Origin of the sequence: Streptomyces sp. NPDC001796 (assembly GCF_042892355.1) — a bacterium.
Classification (GTDB): Bacteria; Actinomycetota; Actinomycetes; order Streptomycetales; family Streptomycetaceae; genus Streptomyces.
Map to the genome: position 1 here is coordinate 205,454 of NZ_JBIAUC010000001.1, position 26,545 is coordinate 231,998.

Sequence of the window (26,545 nt, forward strand, 5' to 3'; positions counted from 1 at the left end):
GCGACAGAGCTGGACAGCGACAGAGCGAAGAACCGAGGAGCGAGAAGCACATGGCCGTACGCGGGTTTCTGGGCCGCCAGCGCCGGGAGTACAGGACGCCGGAGCCGCACCCGTCCGGCGCGCGGCCGCCGAAGCTCCCCGGGGAGCTGGTCCCGAACCACGTGGCGATCGTCATGGACGGCAACGGGCGCTGGGCCAAGGAGCGCGGCCTGCCCCGCACCGAGGGCCACAAGGTCGGTGCCGAGCGGGTGCTGGACGTGCTGCAGGGCGCGATCGAGATGGGCGTGGGGAGTATTTCCCTCTACGCCTTCTCCACCGAGAACTGGAAGCGCTCGCCCGAAGAGGTGCGCTTCCTCATGAACTTCAACCGCGACTTCATCCGCAAGACCCGCGACCAGCTCGACGAACTCGGCGTGCGGGTGCGCTGGGTGGGCCGTATGCCCAGGCTGTGGAAGTCCGTCGCCAAGGAGCTCCAGATCGCCCAGGAGCAGACCAAGGGCAACGACCGGCTCACGCTGTACTTCTGCATGAACTACGGCGGCCGCGCGGAGATCGCCGACGCGGTGCAGGCCATCGCGGAGGAGGTCAAGGCCGGCCGGCTCGACCCGTCGAAGATCTCCGAGAAGACGGTGGCGAAGCACCTGTACTACCCGGACATGCCGGACGTCGACCTGTTCCTGCGGCCGAGCGGTGAGCAGCGCACCTCCAACTACCTGCTGTGGCAGAGCGCCTACGCCGAGATGGTCTTCCAGGACGTGCTGTGGCCGGACTTCGACCGGCGCGACCTGTGGCGGGCGTGCGTGGAGTACGCCTCCCGCGACCGCCGCTTCGGCGGCGCGATCCCCAACGAGGAGCTGCTGGCGATGGAGGGCAGGCAGGAGTAGGCCCGGGGGCCGGCTGTCCGGCCCTGCGGTTGCGATCACGGCTCGTCACCGAAGGAGCGGGGAGGGGCCGTGACCGGACAGACCGTGGAGCAGCGCGGGACCGCCGTAGTCGGCCCACGCCAGTCGTACGTCGGCGTGGGCGCTCGTCGTCCACACACCCGCCTCGCCGATGGTGCTCCTCAAGCGCGGCGCGCGCACCCCGGAGGACGTGGACCGGCTGCGCGCCCTGCTGGACCGCCACCCGCCCCGCGTATGAGCCCCGCTCAGTCCCCGGCCGCAGCGCACTCCGCGCACGTGCCGAAGATCTCCACCGTGTGGGCGACGTTGACGAAGCCGTGCTCTGCCGCGATCGCCTCCGCCCACTTCTCCACCGCGGGGCCCTCGACTTCGACGGCCTTGCCGCAGACGCGGCAGACCAGGTGGTGGTGGTGTTCGCCGGTCGAGCAGCGGCGGTAGACGGACTCACCGTCGGAGGTGCGCAGGACGTCGACCTCGCCGGCGTCGGCGAGGGACTGCAGGGTGCGGTAGACCGTCGTCAGGCCCACCGAGTCGCCCTTGTGCTTGAGCATGTCGTGGAGCTCCTGCGCGCTGCGGAACTCGTCGACCTCGTCGAGGGCCGCCGCGACAGCGGCACGCTGCCGGGTGGCGCGGCCCTTCACGGGCGGTCCTGCGGTGGTCACCGGTTGCCTCCTTCTTGACGGCTCGTTCGCCTGCGGGGCGCTGTGAGCCGGTGCCGAGACCGGGACCGGCTCAGTCCTCCGGGCCTCCGCGAGCCCACGATCCCAACCCGGCGCGCCCCTTCGGCTCTCCGCGCCTGACGTCTGTGCCCTGCCGGGCCATTGTGCCAGTCCGGCCTGTGCGCGGTCAGACTCCGACCTCGTCGCCGGCCCCCCGAGTGGCCGGAATCGCGCACTCTGCGGGGTCCCCGGAGGGCTGCGCGGCGGCGAGCGCCCGCGCGCGTCGCCGGGCCAGCGGAGTGGCGAGGGCGGTGAGTGCGATGAACGCGGCGATGGTCAGCAGCACGATCGTCGCGCCGGGCGGCACGTCCTGGTAGTACGACGTGATCGTGCCGCCGAGGGTGACGGTCACGCCGATGGCGACCGCGATCGCGAAGGTCGCCGCGAAGCTGCGGCCGAGCTGCTGCGCGGCCGCCACCGGGACCACCATCAGCGCGGAGACCAGGAGGAGACCGACCACCCGCATGGCGACGGTCACCGTCACGGCCGCCGTGACCGCCGTCAGCAGGTTCAGGGCGCGCACCGGCAGGCCCGTCACCCGGGCGAACTCCTCGTCCTGGCTGACCGCGAAGAGCTGGCGGCGCAGGCCGAGGGTGACCAGGACGACGAAGGCCGCGAGCAGGCAGATCGCCACCACGTCGGACTGCGAGACGGTGGACAACGACCCGAACAGGTACGACGTCAGGTTCGCGTTGGAGCCGCCCGGCGCGAGGTTGATGAACATCACGCCGCCGGCCATACCGCCGTAGAAGAGCATCGCGAGCGCGATGTCGCCGCGTGTCTTCCCGTACCAGCGGATCAGTTCCATCAGGACCGAGCCGAGGACGGAGACGGCCGTCGCCATCCACACCGGGGAGGTGGACAGGAGGAAGCCGAGGCCGACGCCCGTCATCGCCACGTGGCCGATGCCGTCGCCCATCAGGGCCTGGCGGCGCTGGACGAGGTAGATGCCGACGGCGGGGGCCGTGATGCCGACCAGGACGGCGGCGAGCAGGGCCCGCTGCATGAAGGCGTAGTTCAGGAAGTCCATCAGCTCAGCAGTCCCGTGCGGATCGGTTCGGCGCCCGCGGCGTCGTGCGGGTGGACGTGGTCGTGGCCGGGCAGGGCGTGCTGGCCCACGGCCTTCGGGGGCGGCCCGTCGTGGAGCACGCAGCCGTCGCGCAGGACGACCGCCCGGTCGATCAGGGGCTCCAGGGGGCCGAGTTCGTGCAGCACCAGCAGGACGGTGGCGCCGGAGGCCACCTGGTCCTTGAGCGTCCGGGCGAGCACCTCCTGGCTCGCCAGGTCGACGCCCGCCATCGGCTCGTCCATGATCAGCAGTTCGGGCTCGGAGGCGAGCGCGCGGGCGATCAGCACGCGCTGGTGCTGGCCGCCGGACAGGGCGCCCACGGAGTCCCTGGCCCGGTCCGCCATGCCGACGAGGTCCAGGGCGTGGCGTACGGCCTCGTGGTCGGCCTTGCGCAGGATGCCGAAGCGGGCCCGGGACAGACGGCCCGCGGCGACTACCTCGGTCACCGTGGCGGGCACGCCGCCCGCGGCGGTGGTGCGCTGCGGCACGTACCCGACGCGCCGCCAGTCGCGGAAGGCGCGCCGCGGGGTGCCGAAGAGTGCGATCTCCCCGGCGCTCACCGGCACCTGGCCGATGATGCTGCGCACGGCGGTCGACTTGCCCGAGCCGTTCGCCCCGAGCAGCGCGACCACCTCACCGCGGTGGACGGTGAGGTCGATGCCGCGCAGGACGGGGCGCGAGCCCAGGTCGGCGCGTACGCCGCGCATCGATATGACGGGCTCGCCCATCGCGTCCATGGCGTCCATGGCGTCCTCCGTAGCGATCACTTCGTGCCCAATGCGGTCTGCAGTGCCTTGAGGTTGGACTCCATGACCTGGAAGTAGTCGCGGCCGCGGGACTTCGGAGTGATGCCCTCGAGCGGGTCGAGGACGTCCGTCTTCAGGTTCGCGTCCTTCGCGATGGTCTTCGCGGTCTTGTCGCTGACGAGCGTCTCGTAGAAGACGGTGGAGACGCCGTCGGCCCTGGCCATCTTCTCGAGGTCGCGGACGCGCGCGGCGCTGGGCTCGGAGTCGGGGTCCAGGCCGTTGATGGCCTCCTCGGTGAGGCCGTAGCGCTCGGCGAGGTAGCCGAAGGCGGCGTGTGTGGTGATGAAGACCTTGGTCTTCGTGTTCCTCAGACCGTCCGCGTACCGGGTGTTCAGGTCGCCGAGCTTCTTGACCAGCGCGTCGGTGTTCTTCTTGTAGGTGTCCGCGTGCTCCGGGTCCGCCTTCTCGAAAGCGGCGCCGACGCCGCCCGCGACCTGGGCGTAGCGCACCGGGTCGAGCCAGATGTGGGGGTCCCTGCCGCCGGCCTCCTCGCCCTGGTGGGTGTCGTGGGCGGCCGCGTGCCCGCCGACCTCGTTGCCGTGCTCCTCCTCGGTGGTCAGGGAGGCGGCGTCGATCTTCGTCCTGATCTCGGACTGAGCCACCGCGTCGTCGACGGAGGGCTGCAGGCCCTTGAGGTAGAGCACCGCGTCGGACTCCTGGAGCTGCGCGGTCTGCTTGGCGCTGATCTCCAGGTCGTGCGGCTCCTGGCCGGGCTGGGTCAGACTGGTGACGTGGACGTGGGACCCGCCGATCTGCTCGGCGAGGAAGGCCAGCGGGTAGAACGACGCCACGACGTCGAACCTGCCGCTGTCGCCCGGTGCGGCGCCGGCCGAGGAGCAGGCGGAGAGGGCTCCGAGGCCGAGGGCGGTGGCCGCCGCGACCGCGGCCCCGGGTATGAGGCGTCGTCGTACGTTCATGACAGTCATTTTCATCAAACATGGAAACCGTTGTCAACAAGCTCTGGTGTGGGCTTGTGGACGGCACCGATTTGATTGAGGGGGAGCCACCGCCGGTACCCTGAAGCATTCGCTTTGAAGCGTCTCGCTTCGTCGCCCGTCGTCGTAATGAAGAGAGCACCGTGGCCGCCGACAAGATCGACACCATCGTCAGCCTGAGCAAGCGCCGTGGCTTCGTATTCCCCTGCAGCGAGATCTACGGTGGTCAGCGTGCCGCCTGGGACTACGGACCGCTGGGTGTCGAGCTCAAGGAGAACATCAAGCGCCAGTGGTGGCGCTACATGGTGACGTCGCGCGAGGACGTCGTCGGTATCGACTCGTCGGTGATCCTGGCGACCGAGGTCTGGGTGGCCTCCGGCCACGTCGCCACCTTCACCGACCCGCTCACCGAGTGCACCTCCTGTCACAAGCGCTTCCGTGCCGACCACCTGGAAGAGGCGTACGAGGCCAAGCACGGCCGCCTTCCGGAGAACGGCCTCGCGGACATCAACTGCCCCAACTGCGGCAACAAGGGCCAGTTCACCGAGCCGAAGCAGTTCTCGGGTCTGCTCTCCACCCACCTCGGCCCGACGCAGGACAGCGGCTCGATCGCGTACCTGCGCCCCGAGACCGCGCAGGGCATCTTCACCAACTTCCTCCAGGTCCAGCAGACCTCGCGCCGCAAGCCGCCGTTCGGCATCGCGCAGATGGGCAAGTCGTTCCGCAACGAGATCACGCCGGGCAACTTCATCTTCCGCACCCGCGAGTTCGAGCAGATGGAGATGGAGTTCTTCGTCAAGCCGGGCGAGGACGAGAAGTGGCACGAGTACTGGATGCAGGAGCGCTGGAACTGGTACACGGGTCTCGGCCTGCGCGAGGAGAACATGCGCTGGTACGAGCACCCGAAGGAGAAGCTCTCCCACTACTCCAAGCGCACCGCCGACATCGAGTACCGCTTCCAGTTCGGCGGCTCGGAGTGGGGTGAGCTGGAGGGTGTCGCGAACCGCACGGACTACGACCTCTCCGCGCACTCCAAGGCCTCCGGCCAGGACCTCTCCTACTTCGACCAGGAGGCCGGCGAGCGCTGGACGCCGTTCGTCATCGAGCCGGCGGCGGGTGTCGGGCGCACCATGCTGGCGTTCCTGCTCGACGCGTACGTCGAGGACGAGGCGCCCAACGCCAAGGGCAAGATGGAGAAGCGCACGGTGCTGCGCCTCGACCACCGTCTGGCTCCCGTGAAGGTCGCGGTGCTGCCGCTGTCCCGCAACCCGGAGCTGTCGCCGAAGGCCAAGGGTCTGGCGCAGGCGCTGCGCAAGCACTGGAACATCGAGTTCGACGACGCGGGCGCGATCGGCCGCCGCTACCGCCGCCAGGACGAGATCGGCACGCCGTACTGCGTGACGGTGGACTTCGACACGCTGGACGACAACGCGGTGACGGTGCGTGAGCGTGACTCCATGAAGCAGGAGCGGGTGTCTCTCGACCAGATCGAGGGGTACCTGGCCGGGCGGCTCCTGGGCTGCTAGGCGCTGGGCGCTCCGCGCGGGACCGCGAGACGAGGACGCCGGGCGGGCTGGATGGTTTCCAGCCCGCCCGGCGTCTTTTGTTTGGGTTCTGGAGGTGCCGCCCGGGTGAATGTGCGGTCGGCACGTCCTGCCGGAGCCGCTCGGCGACAAAAAGGATCTTCATACTGCGTGCATGCGGACACCGGAGAAGATTCCCGCCCTGATCCATCAGACCTGGAAAGACACCGACGTACCCGAGAAGTGGCGCAAGTGGGTTGATTCCTGGCGTCAGCATCACCCCGGCTGGGGATACCGGCTGTGGACCGACGCGGACAACCGTGCCTTCCTCCAGGAGCACTATCCCTGGTTCCTGCCGGTCTACGACGCCTACCCCGAAGCGATCATGCGGGCCGACGCCATCCGCTACTTCCTGCTCGATCATTTCGGCGGGCTCTACGTGGACATGGACTTCGAGTGCCTGAAGCCGGTCGGCGCACTCCTCGACGGACGCGAACTCGTCCTCGGCTGCGAACCCGAGGCCCACACGCGTCTGCTGCTGGCCCGCCGGCACGGATTCGGCCGCATCGTCGGCAACGCGTTCATCGCGTCACGGCCGGGCCACCCTTTCTGGGCCCATGTGCACCGGCAGCTGGTCGGCGCCCACCGGGCGCCCGACGCTCTGGAGGCCACAGGCCCCTTCTTCCTCACCAGGGCGGTCGACAGCGCCCCGGAGCCCGCCTCGGTCACGGTCCTCGGGCCGGAAGCCCTGTATCCCGAGGTGAGCCCTCACGCGGCAGAGCTGTTCGGCCCTCAGGAAGCCGACTACGAGCGTGCGTACGCCGTGCACCACTGGTCCGGCAGCTGGATGCGGGACGACTCCGGGGCAGTGCGGATCTCGGCCGGCAAGCGGTTCCCCTTCTGGGCGAGCCAGGGGCTGCACCCGCTCGCCGACGGTCAGCTCAGCCTCGACGCCCAAAGGCGCCGCTGGGCCTCGGGCGCGCCCGCGCCCACGGTGTCCTGCCTGATGGTGACCAAGGGCCGCATGGCGATGGCGAGCCGCGCGATCGCCTGCTTCCGTGCGCAGACGTACCGCGCACTGGAACTGGTCGTCGTGGACGACGGCACCGACGACGCCCTCGAGCGGTACGTCCGGGATCTGGGCGACCCGCGGATCCGTCATCACCGGCTTCCCCCGGAGGGGCGGACCCTCGGCGAACTGCGCAACGAGGCGGTGGACCGGGCCACCGGGCCCTACGTGTGCCAGTGGGACGACGACGACCTGTACGACCCGGAGCGGGTCGAGACGCAGATGGCGGCGATCCTCGCCCTCGGCGCAGAGGCCTGTTTCCTCGCCCGTGAACGGCTGTGGTGGCCCGCTCGCCGCAAGCTCGCGATCTCGTGCGCGCGCGTCTGGGAAGGATCGATGATCTGCGCCAGGGACCGGATGCCGCGCTATCCGGCGCAACGCCGGGGCGAGGACACACCGGTGGCGGAAGAGGTGGTCCGCACCTGCCGGGTCGTCTCCATCGACGCCCCGGAGCTGTACACCTACATCTGCCACGGCGGCAACACGTTCGACGAGTCGCATTTCACCGAGCACTTCGAGGTGGCGACCCAGGTCTGGGCCGAACCCGGCGCGTACACCGAGCGGTTGCTGGCCATGGCGACCCGGCTGCCGATCGAGCCGCGGGACGTCGCCCACGCCGAGACCGGCGCCGCCGCCGAGCGAGCGGCCGGGGTGCGACCGCGTACGGCTGCCGAGCCGGCTCCGGGCCCGGCGAGTGAGCGGCCCCTCGTGCTGGTGCTCACCCCCCTGAAGGACGCGGCCTCGCACCTGCCCGGCTATCTGGAGAAACTGCGCTCCCTGGACTATCCGCGTGAGGCGATCTCCCTCGGCCTGCTGGAGGGCGACAGCCGGGACTCGACGCCGGAACTGCTGCGGCAGGTCCTGCCCGGCCTCCAGGCGGAGTACCGGCGGGTCACCCTCGTCCACCGCGACTTCGGCCTGCAGGTGGCCGGGCCGCGTTGGGAGCCGGGCCTCCAGCGCCGGCGCCGGTCGGTACTGGCCAAGGTGCGCAACCATCTGCTCGCCCGGGCCCTTGCCGACGAGGAGTGGGTGCTGTGGCTCGACGTGGATGTCACCGACTACCCGGCCGACCTGATCCAGCGGCTGCTCGGAGCGCGCAAGGACATCGTCGTCCCGCACTGCGCCACCACCGCCGGGGGAGCCACGTACGACCTCAACACCTTCGTTCTCCAGCCCCGTGCCGGCACGCTCGACTGGTCCCAGTGGCTTCGCGACGGCATTCTGCAGCCGCCCAAGGGGTTCGGCCGGACCTACCTCGACGAGCTGCGCGGCAAAGGGCTTCTCCGGGTGGACTCGGTCGGCGGCACCGTGCTGCTGGTCCGCGCCGACGTGCACCGCGACGGCCTGAACTTCCCGTCCTTCCCGTACCGGTACCTCATCGAGACCGAGGGCCTGGCCGCGATGGCCCGGGACATGGGCACCGCCTGCTGGGCGCTGCCCGACCTGGAGGTGCTGCACCCGCTCCCTGTCCCGGATGCGGCCGACACCGCGGCCCTGTCCCCGTCCTGAACCCGACGGTGCCGCCACGTGGCGCCTCCGCCACTCGCACGGCGTAATCGTTTTGCCACGCACAGTATGCAAATCCTACGGTGGCGATGCTGCCCCTCCCGTGAAGGTCGCCGGCTGTCGGGGCAGCCCCACCGAAAGGAAGGCACCACCGTGAAAGCTCGTGTCATGTCCTCCCTGGCTCTCCCGGCCGCACTGGCAACCGCCGGACTGCTCAACACCGCGGAGGCCGCCTACGCCGCCGCCCTCGGACAGGAAGCGCTGACGGCCTCGGCCCCGTACGCGCACCAAGGGCAGCCCATGAGCGGCGACGTCACCCTCATACCGGGGGAGGACCACCCCTGCAAGAACTTGGCGAACGTCACGATCGGCGACTACGGCCGCTGCTGCCCCCCGATCGGCAACGTCACGATCAGCAACTACGGCCACTGCTGCCCATCGATCGCCAACGTCACCATCAGTAACTACGGCCACTGCTGCGCACCCGTGGCCAACATGACCATCTGTGACTACGGCCACCATCACAGCTCCGGCCGCTACTCCGACTACGCCGACCGCGACTACGCGCGCAGCCTGGGCATCGGCTAGCAGGTGATCGGCGGGTCCGCTGCGACGTGGCCCTGGCACAGGGGCCGGGGGGGGCCGCCCACGCGCGACGTCGCAGAGGCCTGCCGCCCGTGGTCCGGGCTCCTCGTCCCTCCCCTTCCGTTCCGAGCGAAAGACGGCTCATGCCCCACGGTTTCGACCCTGTGGTCTCGGTGGTCATCCCCTGCCACGACTACGCCCGCTATCTGCCCGACGCGGTGTCCAGCGTCGTCGCCCAGACGTTCCGTGACTGGGAACTCGTCATCGTCGACGACGGCAGCACCGACGACACCGCCGAGGTGGCCGAGGGCCTGATCGCCCGCCACCCCGACCGGCGCATCCGGCTGCTCCGGCAGGCCAACGCCGGAGTCTCCGCGGCCCGCAACACCGGGATCGAGGCGGCCGCCGGCCGCTACATCCTTCCGCTGGACGCCGACGACGTGATCGCGCCCACGATGCTGGAGAAGACGGTCGGGGTCCTGGACGGCGACCCCGGCATCGCCATCGCGTCGACGGACGTCTTCACCTTCACCGACGACGACCTGCCCCCGCAGGCGATGCCCCTGCCCGCCTACAGCCGGGAACTGATGCTGCAGCGGCTGATCATGTTCTACTGCTCGCTGTACCGCCGCGAGGCGTGGCAGGCCGTGGGCGGGTACGACGAGACCATGAGAGCGGGGGAGGACTGGGACTTCTGGATCGGCTGCGTCGAGCACGGCTTCGACGCCCACCACATCCATGAGCCGCTGTTCGGGGCGCGCAACAAGGACACCGGACTGCATCTGGAAGCCGCCGAGAACGACCTGGCCATCCGGGCGCGGATCGTGGTCAAGCACCCGGGCCTGTACAAGCCGATCACGCGTGGCTGGGCGCACGCCGTACTGGGTCAGGACGCGGAAGCCTGCCTGCGGGACGAGAACGTACCCGACGACATCCTCACCCGGGCCACCGAGATGGATCAGTTCCTCGGTGCGGTCATGGCCCTGCAGCGCACCACGCGGGTGCAGTACTACCACATCCGCCGCCTGGAGAAGGAGCTGGCCGCGCACGCCGGCACCGCCGCCCCGCCCACCCGGGAGAGCGAGCCCGCCGCGACGGCTGCCGCCGTGCACTAGGCCGCTGCCAGGCCCGCTACGAGGCCGCTACGAGGCCACCGCTAGGCCACGCAGAACTCGTTGCCCTCCGGATCGCGCATGACCCACCAGTGACCGGCCGGGCCCTTGTTCACCTCCTCGACGCGACTCGCGCCCAGGGCCTCCAGGCGGGCGACCGTCGCCTCGCGGGCGCCCGGGCCGGCGTGCACGTCGAGGTGGAGGCGGTTCTTCGCGGTCTTCGGCTCGGGGACGTCCTGGAAAAGGATGCGGCGGCCCCGGCCGATGCCCGTCTCCTTGTCGTACGGGTCGTCCGGGTGCCGGATGGCGGCGAAACCCCGGAAGATCCGAGTGCCGTTGTGCTCGGCGACCGCCGCCTCCGGGAGCTGACCCGCCGTCAGCAGCCGGTCGATCAGCGCGCTGTTGTCCTCCACCTCGTACCCCAGCGCGGCCGCCCAGAAGTCCGCGAGGGCGGGAGCGTCGTGCGTGTCGACGACCAGTTTCCAGTCCAGTGTGGCTGCCATGCGGCCACTATCCCGGAGGGCGCCGACGCCTGTCCCGGAGATCACGTAGGAGGACGCGCCCGCGGCGCGGGAGCACACGGCGGCCCCGCACCCGTCTCACCGGGGTGCGGGGCCACGTCCGACTGCGTGGGCGGCAGGTCAGCTGACCGTGCGTGGCAGGCGCAGGCTCAGGGCCGCCGTCAGGGCGATGCCGGCCAGCTGGACCAGCAGCGTCGTCACCAGGGCGTCGCGCATGCCCACACCCGGCACCAGCGTCAGGAACAGCGTGCCGAGCGTCGCCACGCCCAGCGCGAGCGCCGACTGCTGCGTCGTCACCATGACACCGCTGCCGACGCCCGCCCGTGCCGTCGGCACCTCGGACAGGACGATCCGCATGATGATCGGGAGCTGGAGCGCCTGACCCGCGCCCGCCACCGCCGCGCCCGGCAGCAGCTCCCACACGCCCAGGTGCGGCCAGGAGCGCCAGGCGGTCAGGACCAGCAGCCCGATGCCGACCGCCTGGATCAGCCCCCCGGCGGTCACCACCCGGGTGCCGAAGCGGGCGACCAGCCGCGGCCCGTACAGCGAGACCACGAAGAAGGCCACCGCCATCGGCGTCAGCGCCAGGCCCGCGGGGACCGGACCGAGGCCCGCGCCCTGCTGCAGCGACACCGCGATCACGAACATGAAGCCGCTGAACCCGATCGAGAACGGCACCATCATCACCAGTCCACGCCGCAGCGACGTGAGCGCGAACAGGCTCGGCGGCACCAGCGGCGTACGGCCTTGCCGGTCCGCCCGGCGCTCCACCGCGTAGAACGCCCACGCCGCGAACGGGAACGCGGCCAGCGCCAGCCAGGTCCACAGCGGCCAGCCCGCGGCCCGGCCCTCGGTCAGCGGCGCCAGCAGGGTCAGCAGCGAGACGGCGAGCAGCACCGTGCCGGGCCCGTCCACCGGCTCCGGGTGCTGCGAGCGGGTCTCCGGCACCGCCCGTGCCCCCAGGAACAGGCCGACCACCACGACCGGCACGTTGACGAGGAACACCGCACGCCAGCCGGTGCCCCAGATGTCCGCCGCCACCAGCACACCGCCGAGGATCTGCCCGGCCACCATGGAAAGACCGGCCGTCGCGCCGTACAGGCCCATCGCCCTGGCGCGGTGCTGCCCGCTGGTCGCCGCCTGGATCGTGGCGAGCACCTGCGGCAGCATCGCCGCGGCGGCCGCGCCCTGCGCGACCCGCGCCGCAACCAGCGTCCAGGCGGTCGGGGCGAGCCCGCACGCCAGCGAGGTCACGCCGAAGGCGGCCATCCCGTAGAGGAAGAACTCACGCCGGCCGAACAGGTCGCCCAGCCGGCCACCGAGCACCAGCAGCACGGCGTACGACACCCCGTACCCGGCGACGACCAGTTCCAGGACGGCCTCGCCCGCGTGCAGGTCCCTGCCGATCGTCGGAAGGGCGACGTTGACGATGAAGAAGTCGATGAGGGGCAGTGCCGCGCCCAGCAGCACCGTGAACAGTCCGAGTCCGCCCAGCCGTGGGGTCGCCACCGGCGAGCGGACAGTAGGGGTAGTGAGAGTCTCGGTCACACCAGCAAGGCTCCGCCGACCCTCAGGGGGGTACCAGAGTGTCTTTATCCTGGTACCGGCACTACCTGGAAACAGGCTCCGCGGAGCGGCAGGCTAGGGGTATGGCGACGATGATGCAGGAGACGGTGGCGGTCCGCGAGACACCGACGGGCCGGGAGGCGGAGGTGCCCGAGCGGCGCGCATCCGAGATCCGGCGGCATGAACTGGCCGCGTTCCTGCGGCACCGCCGCGAACACATCACCCCCGAGCAGGTCGGACTGCCCCGCGGCCGGCGCCGCCGCACCCCGGGGCTGCGCCGCGAGGAGGTCGCGCAGCTCGCCGCGGTCGGTGTCACCTGGTACACCTGGCTGGAGCAGGCCCGGGACATCCAGGTCTCCGTCCAGGTCCTCGATGCCCTCGCCCGCACGCTGCTGCTCGACGCCAGCGAACGCGCCCACCTGTTCAACCTGGCCGGTGCCGTCGACCCCGCGCCCGGCGCGCACTGCCCGTCGGTCACCGACGCCCAGCGCATCCTGCTGGAACAGCTCGAGCCGCTCCCGGCCTGCATCTCCAACAGCCGGTACGACATCCTCGCCTACAACCGCACCTACGGGCTGCTGATGTGCGACCTCGACGCCGTCCCGCCGGCGGACCGCAACTGCATGGTGCTGTGCTACACGCACCCGGACTGGCGGGCGTCGATCGTCGAGCACGAGGCGACCATGCGGCTGATGGCCGCGAAGTTCCGCGCCAACATGGCCGACCACCTCGGTGAGCCCGCCTGGAAGATACTGCTCAACCGGCTGATGACCGAGTCCGCCGAGTTCCGCGAGGCCTGGGAACGGCACGAGGTGGTCGGCTCCCGCAGCAAGCGCAAGCAGTTCCGCAACGCTCACGTCGGCCTGCTGACTCTCGACCACACCGATCTGTGGCTCGGGCCGCACAACGGGCCCCGGATGGTGACGTACGCGCCGGCGGACCGGGAGTCGCGGGAGCGGCTGGAGAAGTTGCAGGCGATCGCGTCGGATCGGAGCGCCGCCTGATCCCTGGCGGCACTAGGCGGAGACGCCGGAGGCCTCACGAACCTCGGGGGACTCGAGCCGGTCAGCCGTAAGCTCTGCCGTCCTCCTGGCCCACCGGCCGGTGGTGAGCGCCCCGAGTACCAGCACGGCCGCACCGCAGGCGACGAGAATCCACCAGCCGGGGCGGGCCGCCGAGACGAACGTCTGCCTGTACGCCGACGCCGTCACACCGGAGGCCAGCACCGCGCCGACCACCGCCACGCCGAGGGTCTGGCCGAGCTGGCGGCTGGTGGAGGCGACCGCCGCGGCGACGCCGGCCTGGGCGCGGGGCATGCCGGAGACGGCGGTGTTGGTGATGGGGGCGTTGACGAATCCGAAGCCGATGCCGAACAGGACATAGCCGACGAGCAGCATGGTGTTCGACGTCTCCGCCTCGAAGGCCGCGAACAGCACCGCGCTCGCGGTCATCGCACAGCCCGCCACCAGCAGCGGCAGGCGCGGCCCCCGGTTGCCGACCAGACGGCCGGACAGCGGGGCGCACAGCATCGTCGGGGCCGCCAGCGCCAGCATCCACAGGCCCGCGTGCAGGGCGTCCAGTCCGCGTACGTTCTGCAGGTAGAGCGTGGACAGGAACAGGAAGCCGCCGAGAGCCGCGAAGGCGCTGATGGCGATCACTGTTGCCCCGCTGAACGGCGCCGAGTGGAAGAAGCGCAGGTCGATGAGCGGTTCGGCGCGGCGCGGCTCGTACCGGAGCAGGGCGAGCAATGCCACGAACGCGACCGCGGCGAACGGGACGATCGTTGCGGCACCGGCCTCCGGGGCCTCGATGATCGTGTACGTCAGGCAGCCGAACAGGGCGATCACCAGCAGCTGGCCGACCGGGTCCGGGCGGCGTGCCTTGGGCGCCCGGGACTCGGGGACGAAGCGCAGGGTGAGCAGGAGCGCCGCCAGTCCGACCGGCAGGTTTACCCAGAAGATCGAACGCCAACTGACCGACTCCACCAGCAGCCCGCCGACCAGTGGTCCCGCGGCCATGGATATGCCGACCACGGCACCCCACGCACCGATCGCGCGGGCGCGCTCACGGGCGTCGGTGAAGGTGTTGGTGATGATCGACATCGCGACCGGGTTGAGCATCGAACCGCCCACCGCCTGCACCATGCGGAACACGACCAGCAGTTCGAGGTTCGGAGCGAGCGAGCACAGCAGGGAGCCGACGCTGAAGACGATCAGGCCCGCCATGAAGACCCGCTTGCGGCCGATCCGGTCGGCCGTGGAACCCGCGAGCATCAGCAGCGAGGCCAGGACCAGCGTGTACGCGTCGATCGTCCACTGCAGTCCGGAGACGCTCGCATGCAGTTCCCGCTGCATAGAGGGCAGCGCCACGTTCAGGACGGTGTTGTCGAGGCTCACGATCAGCAGGCTCATGCAGCAGATCGCGAGCACCAGAAGACGTCGGCTGTGGCTGAGCTCGGGCATGCGGTCCATGGTACGCCGACATTGATAGTGCGTCTAACTAATGAGTGCTACATGATCATTGCCGATACGCGACAATGGGGCAATGCCCATGACCGAGTCCCCCCTGCAGATCGGCCCGCACACCGTCCGGCCGCCCGTCGTGCTCGCGCCCATGGCCGGAATCACGAACGCGCCGTTCCGCACGCTGTGCAGGGAGTTCAGTGGCGGCAAGGGCCTGTTCGTGAGCGAGATGATCACGACCCGGGCGCTGGTCGAGCGCAACGACAAGACCATGCAGCTGATCAAGTTCGACGCGAGCGAGCGGCCTCGGTCGATCCAGCTGTACGGCGTGGACCCGGCGACCGTCGGCAAGGCCGTCCGCATGATCGCGGAGGAGGACCTCGCCGACCACATCGACCTCAACTTCGGCTGTCCGGTACCCAAGGTGACCCGCAAGGGCGGCGGCTCCGCGCTGCCCTACAAGCGGAACCTGCTGCGGGCGATCCTGCGCGAGGCGGTCAGCGGCGCCGGCGACCTCCCGGTCACCATGAAGATGCGCAAGGGCATCGACGACGACCACATCACCTACCTCGACGCCGGGCGGATCGCCGTCGAGGAGGGCGTGACGGCCATCGCGCTGCACGGACGTACCGCCGCCCAGCACTACGGCGGCACGGCGGACTGGGACGCCATCGCGCGGCTGAAGGAGCACGTGCCGGAGATCCCGGTGCTGGGCAACGGCGACATCTGGTCGGCCGAGGACGCGCTGCGCATGGTGCGGGAGACGGGCTGCGACGGTGTCGTGGTGGGACGCGGGTGCCTGGGGCGTCCGTGGCTGTTCGCGGACCTGGTGGCGGCCTTCGAGGGGCGCAACGGCGACTTCCGGCGGCCCGCACTCCGCGAGGTCGCCGACGTCATGGTCCGGCACGCCACCCTGCTCGGCGAGTGGCTCGGCGACGAGTCGCGCGGCGTCATCGACTTCCGCAAGCACGTGGCCTGGTACCTGAAGGGCTTCGCGGTCGGCTCGGAGATGCGCAAGCGGCTCGCGATCACCTCCTCCCTCCAGGAGTTGCGGGCCGGCCTCGACGAGCTGGACCTCGACCAGCCCTGGCCGTCCGGCGCCGACGGGCCCCGCGGCCGTACGTCCGGCAACAACCGGGTGGTGCTGCCGGACGGCTGGCTGAAGGACCCGTACGACTGCGCGGGGATCAGCGAGGACGCGGAGCTCGACACCTCCGGAGGCTGATCAGTCCCCGGCGGGGTGCGGCGTGGAGCCGTACGCCGTCAGGAAGCGGTCGCGGAACGAACTCATCTTCCACACCGGCGCGTTGTGGGCGGGCCGCAGGCCGTCCGTCCAGCCCCAGCTCGCGATCCTGTCCAGGACCTTCGGGTCCTTGGCGACGATCGCGCAGGGCACGTCATGGCTGGCGTGGTTGCCGCTGACGTGGGCGTTCGCCTGGTGGTCGCCGAGGAAGACGAGCACGGTGTCGTCGTTGCCGTAGCGCTCCAGGAACTGGGTGAGGGCGGTCACCGAGTACTGGACGGACTTGCCGTACTCCTCCTTGGAGTGGGTGTCGCTGGTGTACGTGTAGTCGGGCTTGTTGCCCGCCTTCTGGATGGCGTCGAAGACCGAGCCGTCGCCCAGCTGGTTCCAGCCGACCATCTTGGGGATGGGGGCCCAGGGGGTGTGGCTGGAGGTCAGGATGATCTCCGACATCAGCGGCTTGTCGCGCTTCCTGCCGTGCTCCAGGCGCTGGAACGCCTCGAGCGCGTACTGGTCGGGCATGGTGGACCAGCTGAACTTCGGGCCCTTGTAGCCCATCTCGAAGGCGTTGTAGACCTTGTCGAGGCCGTAGTACTTCTGCTCCGGCCAGCCCTTCTGCACACCGGGCATGATGCCGACGGTGTCCCAGGCGCCGGTCTTCTTGAACACCTTGGTGAGGCTGAGGTGGTCGCTGGTGGTGACGGTGCGATAGCGGTTCTGGTTGTCGATCCACAGGCCCGAAAGGAACGTGGAGTGGCCGAGCCAGCTGCTGCCGCCGTACGTCGCCGAGGTCAGCCAGCCGCTCTTGGCGTGGAAGCCGGCCTTGGCGAGGGCCTGGGTGCTGCTGTCGAGGGTCTTGTCGACGCCGGGTGCCATGACCGGGTCCTCGATGGCACTGCGGCCGTAGCTCTCGATGAACGTGAAGATCATGTCCTTGCCGCGCAGATCGGGCACGAGCTGCGAGCCCGGGGTGGCCCCGAAGGCGTCGACCTTGGCGGTGTTCGCGAAGTCCCGCTCGTCCCTGATGGTCTGACGGATGAGGTCGGAGCGGGCCTTGAGCATCGTGACGGTGCGCTCGGCGGCCAGCGACACGCCCCCGAACTGGAGGCCGAGGACCGTGCAGGTCATCCACACCATGCTGAGCACGAGGACGGTACGGGTGCTGGTGGAGCGGTGCCGGGCCATGACGTTGCCGAGCCGCACGACCGAGAGTGCCGAGACGGCGAGGACGACGAGGACGATCGCGACGGCCGCGAGCAGGACTCCCAGGGCGCCCGCTCCGCCGAGGGTGTCCTGGAGGTAGGAGTAGGCGTCGCTGAGGAGTGGCCAGTCGAGGACGGCGTTGAAGTCGCGGCCGAGGTACTGGTAGAAGCCGGCGTCCAGCAGGTTGAGCATGGTCTGCACGCCGAGCGCGACACCGCCGACCCAGGCGACGACCAGCCGTGGCCGCCGGGGCAGTGCGGTCAGCACCACGCCCCCTATCAGCGCCTCCACCGGGATCCGCGTGAACATGGCCGGCCGGAAGCTCGCGAGCCTGTTGGGCATGACGAGGGAGACGACGACGAGGACACCGGCGAGCACGGTGACCGTGATGCCGAGGACGCGGGCGGCGAGCGGGTGGTCGGCCCGCCAGGTGCGCGGGCGGAAGCGGGGACGGGGGCCGTCGGCTGTGCCGGCCCGGTCCTCCGCCGCCTTGTTTTCCGCGGCCTCCGGTTCTGCGGTCTCCGGTTCTGCGGTCTCGGTTTCCGCAGCCTCCGGCTTCGCGGTCTCGGTTTCCGCGGCCTCGGCTTCCTCGGTCTCGGTTTCCGCGGTCTCCGGTTTCGCGGCCTCCGGTTCCGCGGTCTCGGTTTCCGCGGCCTCGGTTTCCGCGGCCTCCGGCTTCGCGGTCTCGGTTTCTGCGGCCTCGGTTTCCGCGGCCTCGGCTTTCGCGGTCTCGGTTTCCGCGGCTTCGGTTTCCGCGACCTCGTTTCCGGCCGTGGGGGCGTCCTCGTCGTCCGGCTCCGTCGTACGGTCGGCGGACTCGTCCGGAGCGACGGGTTCCGCCTCCGGCACCGGCCGCTCGTCCTCCTCCGCCGGCAGGATCCCGTCGGTGGCCGCCCCCGCCTTGCTCGTCGTCTGTGGTGCGCGCGTGTTGAGAGGCAACCCGAGGGTCCTTCCGTGCGAAGCCCGTGGTGGAGGGGCGGGCCGCGCTGGGGAGGCCGGCCCGCCGTCATCCCGTACGGGTGGCCGGGTACATGCGTTCACCACGACGCCCCAGCACCCGGCAAACACCCGGCAAATCCCAGGTCAACCACTCCGGGAGCACATCGGGTCGCACAGGCGGGGCGCCGGGAAGGAGTCGCCCCGGGGCCGCGCGCCGCCCGCCCATTGGCTCCGCGCGGTCCCGGGTGTCCGTGGGGGCTGTGCCCCGCCCGCCGCCGCAGCCGGCTCTACGCCCCGCCCACCGCCGTGAGCAGGGCGAGTGGTGTCGCCGCCGAGCGGGATTCGCGGACGCAGGCGTGCGGGTACGGCACCGGCTCCGGGTGGCTGTCGCGGCTGTAACCGGCGAGCACCTCCGGCAGCCGGTGGCCCGTCGCCGTCGCCGCGTCGACCAGGGCGTGGGCGACCGCACGGGCCTCGTCGTGCAGGCCGTAGCGGGCGAGGCCCAGCGTGATCAGCGCGTTGTCGTGCGGCCAGACCGAGCCGCGGTGGTACGACATCGGGTGGTACGCCGCCTGGCCCCCGGCCAGGGTGCGGACGCCCCAGCCAGAGAAGAAGTCCTCCTCCAGGAGGCGCCGGCCCACCAGTTCCCCGTACTCCTTGTCCAGCAGGCCCGACCACAGCAGATGCCCCGCGTCCGAGGCCAGCGCGTCCACCTGGTTGCCCTCGCCGTCCAGTGCCAGCGCCGGGAACGCCTGCTCCTCCATCCAGAAGTCCCGTTGGAAGCGGTCGCGCAGATCTGCGGCCGCCTGTTCGAGCAGCGCCGCGTACACCTCGTCCCCCCACACCGTTCGCGCCAGGTGCGCGGTGCGGCGCAGCGCGTCGTACGCGTACCCCTGCGCGCCCGCCGCCATCACCGGCCCGGTGGGGCGGCTCCCGTCGGCGGAGCAGATCGCGCCGGGGGAGTCCTTCCAGTTCTGGTTGGCGAGGCCGCCCTGGTCGGCGCGGTAGACCAGGTAGCCGCGCGAGGTGAGGCCGCCGTGGTCCAGCATCCAGCCGACCGCCGCGCGGGCGTGGGGTTCCAGACGGCGAGCCATCGCCGTGTCACCGGTCTGCTCGACGTAGGCGCCGAGCAGCACCAGGAAGAGCGGTGTCGCGTCGACCGAGCCGTAGTACCGCCCGTACGGCACCTGCCCGAAGTGCGCCAGCTCCCCGTGCCGCACCTCGTGCACGATCTTCCCCGGCTGGGCGACCGAACCCGCGACGACCTCCGTCGCCTGGGTCGCGGCGAGGGCGGGCAGGGTCGCCGCCGCCGGCTCGGGGCGGTAGGGGAGCACGAAGAGGGAGGTCAGGAGCGCGTCGCGGGCAAGGAGCGTGAGGAACCAGGGCGCGCCGGCCGCCGGGACGCGCAGCTCCTCCCCGTCGGGGCCCGTCGCCGGGACCTGGAGCGCGGCGAGATCGGACAGGCCCCGCGCACACGCCGTGGCCAGCTCGGGCCAGCCGGTGGGGAAGGCGATGCCTTCCATGAACTCGCCCTCCAGGCGCAGGAGCCGGTGGTTGGCGGCGGCCGGGGACGCGGGGACCACCGGGTCCTGAGCCGCCCCGTGCGGCCGGGCGGCGACCCGCAGGGACAGTTCCGCCGAGCCGTGCGGCTCCAGCTCCAGCGTCCACACCAGGCGCCGGGCGCCCGTGCCGGTCTCCTCGACACCGTCCGGCGCGGGCTCGGCCGTGACCCTCGTACAGGAGCGCCACTCGCCGCGCCGGTAGCCGAACTCCACGCCGTCCTCGAGCACCCGGCGGAAGCGCACGGCACCCGTCTTGGCGTACGTACGGTGGTCGGAGCGCAGCTCGAACTGGTCGGTGAAATCGGCGTCCGCGGTGACGGCGACACGGACCGTGGTCGGCACCGGGCGGTTGCTGGTGACCCGCAGCGACTCCACGAACGCACCGTCGACGACGGCCTGTTCGCGGAAGAGCGTGTGCGCGGGCGGCTCCTGGCGGCCTCCGCGCGGCACGAGGACGCACCGCGCCATGTCCCCGTCGGCGACGGGCGTGAGCGTTTCGGGCACCGCGCCGTCCACGGTGAGCTGCCAGCGACTCAGATGGCGTGCGTCCCGTACGAACAACCCGGACGGGGAGTTGACGCCCCGTACCCCGCTGATGTCCCCGCTGTCGCTCACGGCGGCGAACGTCCCACCGCACACGAGCAGATGATGCCGGTCCGTCATCCCCGGCCCCCTCCCTTGTCACTCCTGTCGAACGTGCCGTTGCCCGTCGGGGACACGCCCTGTCCGGGGTGGTCGTGGAGCAGGTCGAGCGTGAGGGCGGCGGTCCAGCCGAAGCCGACCGCTCCGCACGCCTCGCCCGTGTACGGATCGACGTACTCCGCGAAGTCGGAGGTGCCCGCGGTCTCCAGCAGGGCCTCGCGCAGCGCGTCGGCGTCCGCCCGCTCGCTGTGCAGGCGCAGCCCGCGCTCCAGCAGCCAGCCGGTGTTGAACCAGGCGGGCCCGCGCCAGTACCGGTGTGGATCGAAGGCCTCGCCGAGCAGGTCGTAGCTGGGCACGAGCCGGGTGGCGTTGCCGAGCGAGAAGTGCGGCCCGCGCAGGGTGCCGACGAGGGTGGTGGTGATGTCGCGCGGGAGGGTGGGCAGCAGCAGAGGGATGAGGCCGGAGACGGTGCGCTCGGGGACGAGGGCGCCGGTGGGGGAGCGGCGCTCCGTCCCGAGAGCGCTGCTCCCGAAGCAGCGGCGCTCCGTCCCGAGAGCGCTGTTCCCAAAGCGCTGATCTCGATCGAGAGCACCGCTCTCCCGCGTCTCGCCCCCATACACGTCCCGGCAGAAGAACATCCCCTCCACGGGGTCCCACAGCCGGTCGACCAGAGCCTCCGTCAGGCGCTCCGCACGGGCATGCCGTGCCGTCCCCGGTGCGCCCAACTCCTGTGCGATCCGGGCCAGCGCGTGCTCCGACGCGATCAGCAGCGCGTTGAACGCCGGGTCCTCCACCGCGAAGCGGCTGCTTCCGTCGGCGTATCCGCCGTCGCGGTACTCCGTCGCCAGCCGTACGTACCGCCCGTAGTCCAGATCCGTCGGCCGGTCCTCCGCCGCGCCGTGGGCCAGGTCCGCGCGGCGGAAGGAGCGGGCCGGGGCCGGGGTGATCCGGGTCAGCGGCGCGTCCCAGGCGGGGCTGTTGTCCATGCCCTGCTCCCAGGGGTGCACCACCGAGGCCAGCCCGCCGCCGCCCAGGTCGCGGCGGTGCAGCAGATAGCGGTGCCAGGCCGCCAGGCGCGGGTGGACCCGGGCTAGGAAGCCGCGCGCCAGGGACAGCCCGGGGTCGGCCAGGTGAACCAGCCAGGCCGCCAGCGCGTGTACCGGTGGCTGCACGATGCCCGAGGTCTGTACGGTGCGCGGGGCGCCCGCGGCGCGCCCGGTGGTGGAAGAGCGCCAGAAGTCGGGGCTCGGGAAGTACGCGTCGAAGGGCACGGAGGGGTTGAACACGATGTGCGGGATCCGCCCGTCCGCCCACTGTGCGTCCAGCAGCGTCTCCAGCTCGGTCTGCGCCCGTAACGGCGAGATGTGGCGCAGCCCGATCGCGATGAACGCCGAGTCCCAGGACCACTGGTGCGGGTACAGCCCGCGCGAGGGGACCGTGGACGTGCCCGTCCAGTTGGCGTCGAGCACCCGCGCCGCCCTGACGTGCAGCGATCCGGGAATGTCCGGTTCGTATACAGGTGTTCCGGAAGGGCTGGTCTCACGGGGGTGGGACGTGGTCGCTGAGCCCGAGGGGTGCGCGGGAGGTGCCGGTTCCGTACGGCGGGCGGTGAGTTGGGTCGTGCGCTCCACTCAGGTCTCCCCGAAAGACGTGCGGCCGGATGGTTCGGCGCGGTTCGGCAGTGGCTACCGTAGGGTTACGCCTATTTAACACGCAAAACTCAATATGTAATGCAAGGTTGGTGAACGCAAGGGGGTGCGCATGAGCGGAAGAGTCGGAAAGCCGGGCGCGTCGGCCGGCGCCGGGGATCTGCTCGAACTGGTGCGCAGTGGCCGCGCTACGACCCGGGGTGCCTTGCAGCAGGCCACCGGCCTGTCCCGGGCCACGGTCGGCCAGCGTCTGGACCGGCTGTTCCGGGCCGGGTGGCTGCGCGAGGGTGCGGGCGGACCGGTCGACTCGCCGCTGGGCGGACGCCCCTCGATCACGCTCGAGTTCGACGACGCCCATGCCGTGGTGCTCGCCGCCGACCTCGACACCCGGCACGCCCGCGCCGCCGTCCTCACGCTGGCCGGAGAGATCCTGGCCGAGCACACCGGCGTCCTGCTCCTCGAGGACGGCCCGGACGCCGTCCTCGGTGAACTGGGCCGCTGGTTCGCCGGACTTCTCGACAAGGCGGGCCATCGGGCGCACGAGGTCTGCGGGATCGGCCTCGCGGTGCCGGGGCCCGTCGACAGCGACACCGGCCGGGTCGTGCAGCCGCCGATCATGCCGGGCTGGGACGGCTACGACATAACGGGGCGCCTCGCCCGCGCCTTCGCCGAGCACGCGCGCGGCACCGCCGACGTCCCCGTCCTGGTCGACAACGACGCGAACCTGATGGCGTACGGCGAACAGCGCACCGCACATCCGGACTGCCGGGCGTTCGTGCTGGTCAAGGTCTCCACCGGGATCGGCGCGGGCGTGGTCGTGGACGGCCGGATCTACCGCGGCATCGACGGGGGCGCCGGCGACATCGGGCACATCCGCGTCCCCGAGGGCGCCGACGCGCTCTGCCGCTGCGGGTCCTACGGCTGCCTGGCCGCCGTCGCGAGCGGTGGTGCCGTCGCGCGCCGGCTGGATCGGGCGGGGGTGCCGGCCGCCTCGGGCTCCGACGTGCGGGACCTGCTGGCCGCGGGGCACCCGGAGGCCGTCGCGCTCGCGCGGGAGGCCGGGCGGAGGGTCGGGGAGGTGCTGGCGACCGTGGTGACCCTGCTGAACCCGGGGGTGCTGATGATCGCGGGCGACCTGGCCGGGACGCCGTTCCTGACGGGCCTACGGGAGTTGCTGTACCAGCGGGCGCTGCCCCGCTCCACCGCGCATCTCGACGTGGTGGTCTCGCGGCTGGGGGAGCGGGCGGGGCTGGTGGGTGCGGGCGCGTTGGTCGTCGAGTACCTCTACGCGCCGGAGCGGGTGGAGGAGCGGCTGAAGGCACTGGGTGTCTGACGCCCCAGCCGGTGGCCGGAGATCCTTCCCTTGTTCTTGTCGTGAGCGTGACAGTCTGATTTCGGTCCGGATCACCGTCCGCATGGTGAAATCGGGCGACCTCGGCTAGCGTGATTCTCGCCACCCCTGATAGGGGTTGCGCTCAGATGAGCGGATCTTGGGCGGCTGCACTTCCTCAAGGGGTGGCACTGAGTGTCACCCCTTGATCGTTCATCGATCGAAAATCAGAAGTGTCGGGACCCGCTCATGTGAGCATCAAACCCCCTCTACGGGCGTTGATGCCTTCAACAAGTGAAAACATCGCCCGGACGCCACTTGCCAAGCCTTGACTTTCGATCCGGTGGCGGACGAGTGGTTACGGGCGCATGACGCGCAAGTGGACGTACCCAGACGCCTTTGATCTGGGTATGTTCCTCGCCGTCAGGGCAGCCACCGCGTCCTCGAGGAGTCGAGACCGTGTCGGAAAACAAAGATCGCCACGTAACAGAGAACGGCGTCGAGGGCATGAAGTTCGTTTACGACTTCACCGAAGGCAACAAGGACCTCAAGGACCTTCTCGGCGGCAAGGGCGCGAACCTCGCCGAGATGACCAACCTGGGCCTGCCGGTCCCTCCGGGCTTCACCATCACCACCGAGGCCTGCAAGGTCTACCTGGACAGCGGCGAGGAACCCCCGGCACTGCGTGACGAGGTCAGTGCGCACCTCGAGGCCCTCGAGCAGAAGATGGGCAAGAAGCTCGGCCAGCCCGACAACCCGCTGCTCGTCTCCGTCCGCTCCGGGGCGAAGTTCTCGATGCCCGGCATGATGGACACCGTCCTGAACATCGGGCTCTCCGACAAGTCCGTGCAGGGCCTGGCGAAGCAGGCCGGCGACGACCGCTTCGCGTGGGACTCCTACCGCAGGCTCATCCAGATGTTCGGCAAGACGGTCCTCGGCGTCGACGGCGAGCTCTTCGAGGACGCGCTGGAGGCGGCCAAGGAGGCCAAGAAGGTCGCCGACGACACCCAGCTCGACGCGGCCGACCTGAAGAAGCTGGTCACCAAGTTCAAGAAGATCGTCAAGACCGAGGCCGGGCGCGACTTCCCGCAGGACCCGCGCGAGCAGATGGACCTCGCCATCAAGGCGGTCTTCGACTCCTGGAACGGCGACCGCGCCAAGCTCTACCGCCGCCAGGAGCGCATCCCGCACGACCTCGGCACCGCGGTCAACGTCTGCTCGATGGTCTTCGGCAACCTCGGCCCCGACTCCGGCACGGGCGTCGCCTTCACCCGGGACCCCGCCTCCGGCCACCAGGGCGTCTACGGCGACTACCTGCAGAACGCGCAGGGCGAGGACGTGGTCGCGGGCATCCGCAACACCGTCCCGCTCGCGGAGCTGGAGAACATCGACAAGAAGTCGTACGACCAGCTGATGCAGATCATGGAGACGCTGGAGAACCACTACAAGGACCTCTGCGACATCGAGTTCACCATCGAGCGCGGCAAGCTGTGGATGCTGCAGACCCGCGTCGGCAAGCGCACGGCGGCCGCGGCCTTCCGCATCGCGACCCAGCTGGTGGACCAGGGACTGATCGACGAGGCCGAGGCGCTGCAGCGGGTGACGGGCGCGCAGCTCGCGCAGCTGATGTTCCCCCGGTTCGACGAGAAGGCGAAGGTCCAGCAGGTCGCCCGCGGCATCGCGGCCTCGCCGGGCGCGGCGGTCGGCAAGGCGGTCTTCGACTCGTACACCGCGGTGAAGTGGTCCCGCTCCGGCGAGAAGGTCATCCTGGTCCGCCGCGAGACCAACCCCGACGACCTGGACGGCATGATCGCGGCCGAGGGCATCCTGACCTCGCGCGGCGGCAAGACCTCCCACGCGGCCGTCGTCGCACGCGGCATGGGCAAGACCTGTGTGTGCGGTGCGGAGGAGCTGGAGGTCGACACCAAGCGCCGCCGGATGACGGTGCCGGGCGGGCAGGTCGTCGAGGAGGGCGACCTGATCTCCATCGACGGCTCGAGCGGCAAGGTGTACCTGGGCGAGGTACCGGTCGTCCCGTCCCCGGTCGTGGAGTACTTCGAGGGCCGGATGCACGCGGGCGCCGACGACGCCGACGAGCTGGTCGAGGCGGTTCACCGGATCATGGCCTTCGCGGACCGCAAGCGCCGCCTGCGCGTCCGGGCCAACGCCGACAACGCCGAGGACGCGCTGCGCGCACGGCGCTTCGGCGCCCAGGGCATCGGCCTGTGCCGCACCGAGCACATGTTCCTCGGCGACCGGCGTGAGCTCGTGGAGCGCCTGATCCTGGCGGACACGGAAGCCGAGCGCGAGGAGTCGCTCAAGCAGCTCCTGCCGCTGCAGAAGCAGGACTTCGTGGAACTTTTCGAGGCGATGGACGGCCTCCCGGTCACGGTCCGCCTCCTGGACCCGCCGCTGCACGAGTTCCTCCCGGACATCACCGAGCTGTCGGTCCGCGTGGCCCTCGCCGAGTCCCGCCAGGAGCCGCACGAGAACGAGCTGCGTCTGCTCCAGGCCGTGCACCGGCTGCACGAGCAGAACCCGATGCTCGGCCTGCGCGGCGTACGCCTCGGCCTGGTCATCCCCGGCCTGTTCACCATGCAGGTCCGGGCGATCGCGGAGGCGGCGGCCGAGCGCAAGGCGGCCAAGGGCGACCCGCGCGCCGAGGTCATGATCCCGCTCGTCGGCACGGTCCAGGAGCTGGAGATCGTCCGCGACGAGGCCGACAAGGTCATCGCGGAGGTCGAGTCGGCGACGGGCACGGAGCTGAACCTCGCGATCGGCACCATGATCGAGCTGCCGCGCGCCGCGCTGACGGCCGGTCAGATCGCGGAGGCCGCCGAGTTCTTCTCCTTCGGCACCAACGACCTCACGCAGACGGTGTGGGGCTTCAGCCGGGACGACGTGGAGGCGAGCTTCTTCACGGCCTACCTGGAGAAGGGCATCTTCGGCGTCTCCCCGTTCGAGACGATCGACAAGGACGGCGTGGGCAAGCTGGTCCGCGACGCCGCGAAGGCGGGCCGCGCCACCCGCCCCGACCTCAAGCTCGGCGTGTGCGGCGAGCACGGCGGCGACCCGGAGTCGGTGCACTTCTTCCACGAGGTGGGCCTGGACTACGTCTCCTGCTCCCCGTTCCGCATCCCCGTGGCCCGCCTGGAGGCCGGCCGGGCGGCGTCGCAGTCGCAGGGAAGCGACCACCGGTAGG

The 26,545-nt window shown here is 70.8% G+C and carries 20 protein-coding genes; 9 read left to right on the forward strand and 11 right to left on the reverse strand.

Translation table 11 applies throughout. The features are described 5' to 3' along the window. The first annotated feature begins 50 nt into the window (after window positions 1-50). A complete protein-coding gene (locus ACFYZE_RS00925; RefSeq protein WP_388986524.1) occupies window positions 51-884 on the forward strand; it encodes an isoprenyl transferase in 834 nt (277 codons plus the stop codon). Window positions 885-929: 45 nt separating this feature from the next. Here ACFYZE_RS00925 and ACFYZE_RS00930 read toward each other — a convergent pair whose 3' ends face one another. The 5 genes from ACFYZE_RS00930 to ACFYZE_RS00950 all read right to left on the reverse strand — a co-directional run bounded on the left by ACFYZE_RS00930 (window position 930) and on the right by ACFYZE_RS00950 (window position 4,413). Continuing rightward, entirely contained in the window at window positions 930-1,067 is a 138-nt protein-coding gene (locus tag ACFYZE_RS00930) for a hypothetical protein (RefSeq protein WP_388986527.1), read from the reverse strand. Between the two features lie 80 nt (window positions 1,068-1,147). Further along, window positions 1,148-1,564, reverse strand: a complete 417-nt coding sequence (locus ACFYZE_RS00935; protein ID WP_366024419.1) for a transcriptional repressor — start codon at window positions 1,562-1,564, stop codon at window positions 1,148-1,150. Window positions 1,565-1,748: 184 nt separating this feature from the next. Further along, a complete protein-coding gene (locus tag ACFYZE_RS00940; RefSeq protein WP_200417277.1) occupies window positions 1,749-2,651 on the reverse strand; it encodes a metal ABC transporter permease in 903 nt (300 codons plus the stop codon). After that, window positions 2,651-3,436: a metal ABC transporter ATP-binding protein gene (locus tag ACFYZE_RS00945; RefSeq protein ID WP_388986532.1), complete on the reverse strand. Its 786-nt coding sequence runs from the start codon at window positions 3,434-3,436 to the stop codon at window positions 2,651-2,653. The genes ACFYZE_RS00940 and ACFYZE_RS00945 overlap by 1 nt, the downstream gene beginning before the upstream one ends. Before the next feature lie 17 nt (window positions 3,437-3,453). Next, window positions 3,454-4,413 carry a metal ABC transporter substrate-binding protein gene (locus ACFYZE_RS00950; RefSeq protein WP_388986536.1) on the reverse strand — a complete coding sequence of 320 codons (960 nt, stop codon included), beginning with the start codon at window positions 4,411-4,413 and terminating at the stop codon, window positions 3,454-3,456. Between the two features lie 161 nt (window positions 4,414-4,574). On the opposite strand from ACFYZE_RS00950, the gene ACFYZE_RS00955 reads away from it, so the two are divergent. The 4 genes from ACFYZE_RS00955 to ACFYZE_RS00970 all read left to right on the forward strand — a co-directional run bounded on the left by ACFYZE_RS00955 (window position 4,575) and on the right by ACFYZE_RS00970 (window position 10,229). Next, window positions 4,575-5,957 carry a glycine--tRNA ligase gene (locus ACFYZE_RS00955; RefSeq protein WP_388573163.1) on the forward strand — a complete coding sequence of 461 codons (1,383 nt, stop codon included), beginning with the start codon at window positions 4,575-4,577 and terminating at the stop codon, window positions 5,955-5,957. A gap of 172 nt (window positions 5,958-6,129) precedes the next feature. Beyond that, window positions 6,130-8,532 (forward strand): glycosyltransferase, encoded by a 2,403-nt coding sequence (locus ACFYZE_RS00960; RefSeq protein ID WP_388986539.1) that lies wholly within the window; start codon window positions 6,130-6,132, stop codon window positions 8,530-8,532. A gap of 165 nt (window positions 8,533-8,697) precedes the next feature. Continuing rightward, window positions 8,698-9,117 carry a hypothetical protein gene (locus ACFYZE_RS00965; protein WP_388986542.1) on the forward strand — a complete coding sequence of 140 codons (420 nt, stop codon included), beginning with the start codon at window positions 8,698-8,700 and terminating at the stop codon, window positions 9,115-9,117. A 140-nt stretch (window positions 9,118-9,257) separates the two neighbouring features. Further along, entirely contained in the window at window positions 9,258-10,229 is a 972-nt protein-coding gene (locus ACFYZE_RS00970) for a glycosyltransferase family 2 protein (protein WP_388986545.1), read from the forward strand. 41 nt (window positions 10,230-10,270) lie between these two features. Here ACFYZE_RS00970 and ACFYZE_RS00975 read toward each other — a convergent pair whose 3' ends face one another. After that, window positions 10,271-10,729 carry a VOC family protein gene (locus ACFYZE_RS00975; protein ID WP_388986548.1) on the reverse strand — a complete coding sequence of 153 codons (459 nt, stop codon included), beginning with the start codon at window positions 10,727-10,729 and terminating at the stop codon, window positions 10,271-10,273. 138 nt (window positions 10,730-10,867) lie between these two features. Further along, complete coding sequence (locus tag ACFYZE_RS00980; protein ID WP_388986551.1) at window positions 10,868-12,295, reverse strand: MFS transporter; 1,428 nt, start codon at window positions 12,293-12,295, stop codon at window positions 10,868-10,870. 101 nt (window positions 12,296-12,396) lie between these two features. Here ACFYZE_RS00980 and ACFYZE_RS00985 point away from each other — a divergent pair, with 101 nt between their 5' ends. Continuing rightward, complete coding sequence (locus tag ACFYZE_RS00985; RefSeq protein ID WP_388986555.1) at window positions 12,397-13,317, forward strand: helix-turn-helix transcriptional regulator; 921 nt, start codon at window positions 12,397-12,399, stop codon at window positions 13,315-13,317. 12 nt (window positions 13,318-13,329) lie between these two features. On the opposite strand, the gene ACFYZE_RS00990 is transcribed toward ACFYZE_RS00985, so the two are convergent. Next, the gene (locus tag ACFYZE_RS00990; RefSeq protein ID WP_388986558.1) at window positions 13,330-14,775 is read right to left on the reverse strand and encodes an MFS transporter; all 1,446 of its coding nucleotides are present in this window, start codon (window positions 14,773-14,775) and stop codon (window positions 13,330-13,332) included. An 82-nt stretch (window positions 14,776-14,857) separates the two neighbouring features. Here ACFYZE_RS00990 and dusB point away from each other — a divergent pair, with 82 nt between their 5' ends. After that, on the forward strand, window positions 14,858-16,000 hold the full coding sequence (gene dusB, locus ACFYZE_RS00995) for a tRNA dihydrouridine synthase DusB (protein WP_388986561.1): 1,143 nt from the start codon (window positions 14,858-14,860) through the stop codon (window positions 15,998-16,000). Here dusB and ACFYZE_RS01000 read toward each other — a convergent pair whose 3' ends face one another. The 3 genes from ACFYZE_RS01000 to ACFYZE_RS01010 all read right to left on the reverse strand — a co-directional run bounded on the left by ACFYZE_RS01000 (window position 16,001) and on the right by ACFYZE_RS01010 (window position 21,995). Next, window positions 16,001-18,160 (reverse strand): CDP-alcohol phosphatidyltransferase, encoded by a 2,160-nt coding sequence (locus tag ACFYZE_RS01000; protein ID WP_388986564.1) that lies wholly within the window; start codon window positions 18,158-18,160, stop codon window positions 16,001-16,003. 287 nt (window positions 18,161-18,447) lie between these two features. After that, window positions 18,448-20,385, reverse strand: a complete 1,938-nt coding sequence (locus tag ACFYZE_RS01005; RefSeq protein WP_388986567.1) for a glycogen debranching N-terminal domain-containing protein — start codon at window positions 20,383-20,385, stop codon at window positions 18,448-18,450. Continuing rightward, window positions 20,382-21,995, reverse strand: coding sequence for a hypothetical protein (locus tag ACFYZE_RS01010; protein ID WP_388986570.1), 1,614 nt, complete (start codon window positions 21,993-21,995; stop codon window positions 20,382-20,384). Before ACFYZE_RS01010 ends, ACFYZE_RS01005 begins: the two co-directional genes overlap by 4 nt. 130 nt (window positions 21,996-22,125) lie before the next feature. Here ACFYZE_RS01010 and ACFYZE_RS01015 point away from each other — a divergent pair, with 130 nt between their 5' ends. Together ACFYZE_RS01015 and ppdK are read left to right on the forward strand one after the other, a co-directional pair. Next, window positions 22,126-23,346, forward strand: a complete 1,221-nt coding sequence (locus ACFYZE_RS01015; protein WP_388986573.1) for an ROK family protein — start codon at window positions 22,126-22,128, stop codon at window positions 23,344-23,346. 504 nt (window positions 23,347-23,850) lie between these two features. Further along, on the forward strand, window positions 23,851-26,544 hold the full coding sequence (gene ppdK, locus ACFYZE_RS01020; RefSeq protein WP_388986576.1) for a pyruvate, phosphate dikinase: 2,694 nt from the start codon (window positions 23,851-23,853) through the stop codon (window positions 26,542-26,544). Window position 26,545 lies beyond the last annotated feature (1 nt).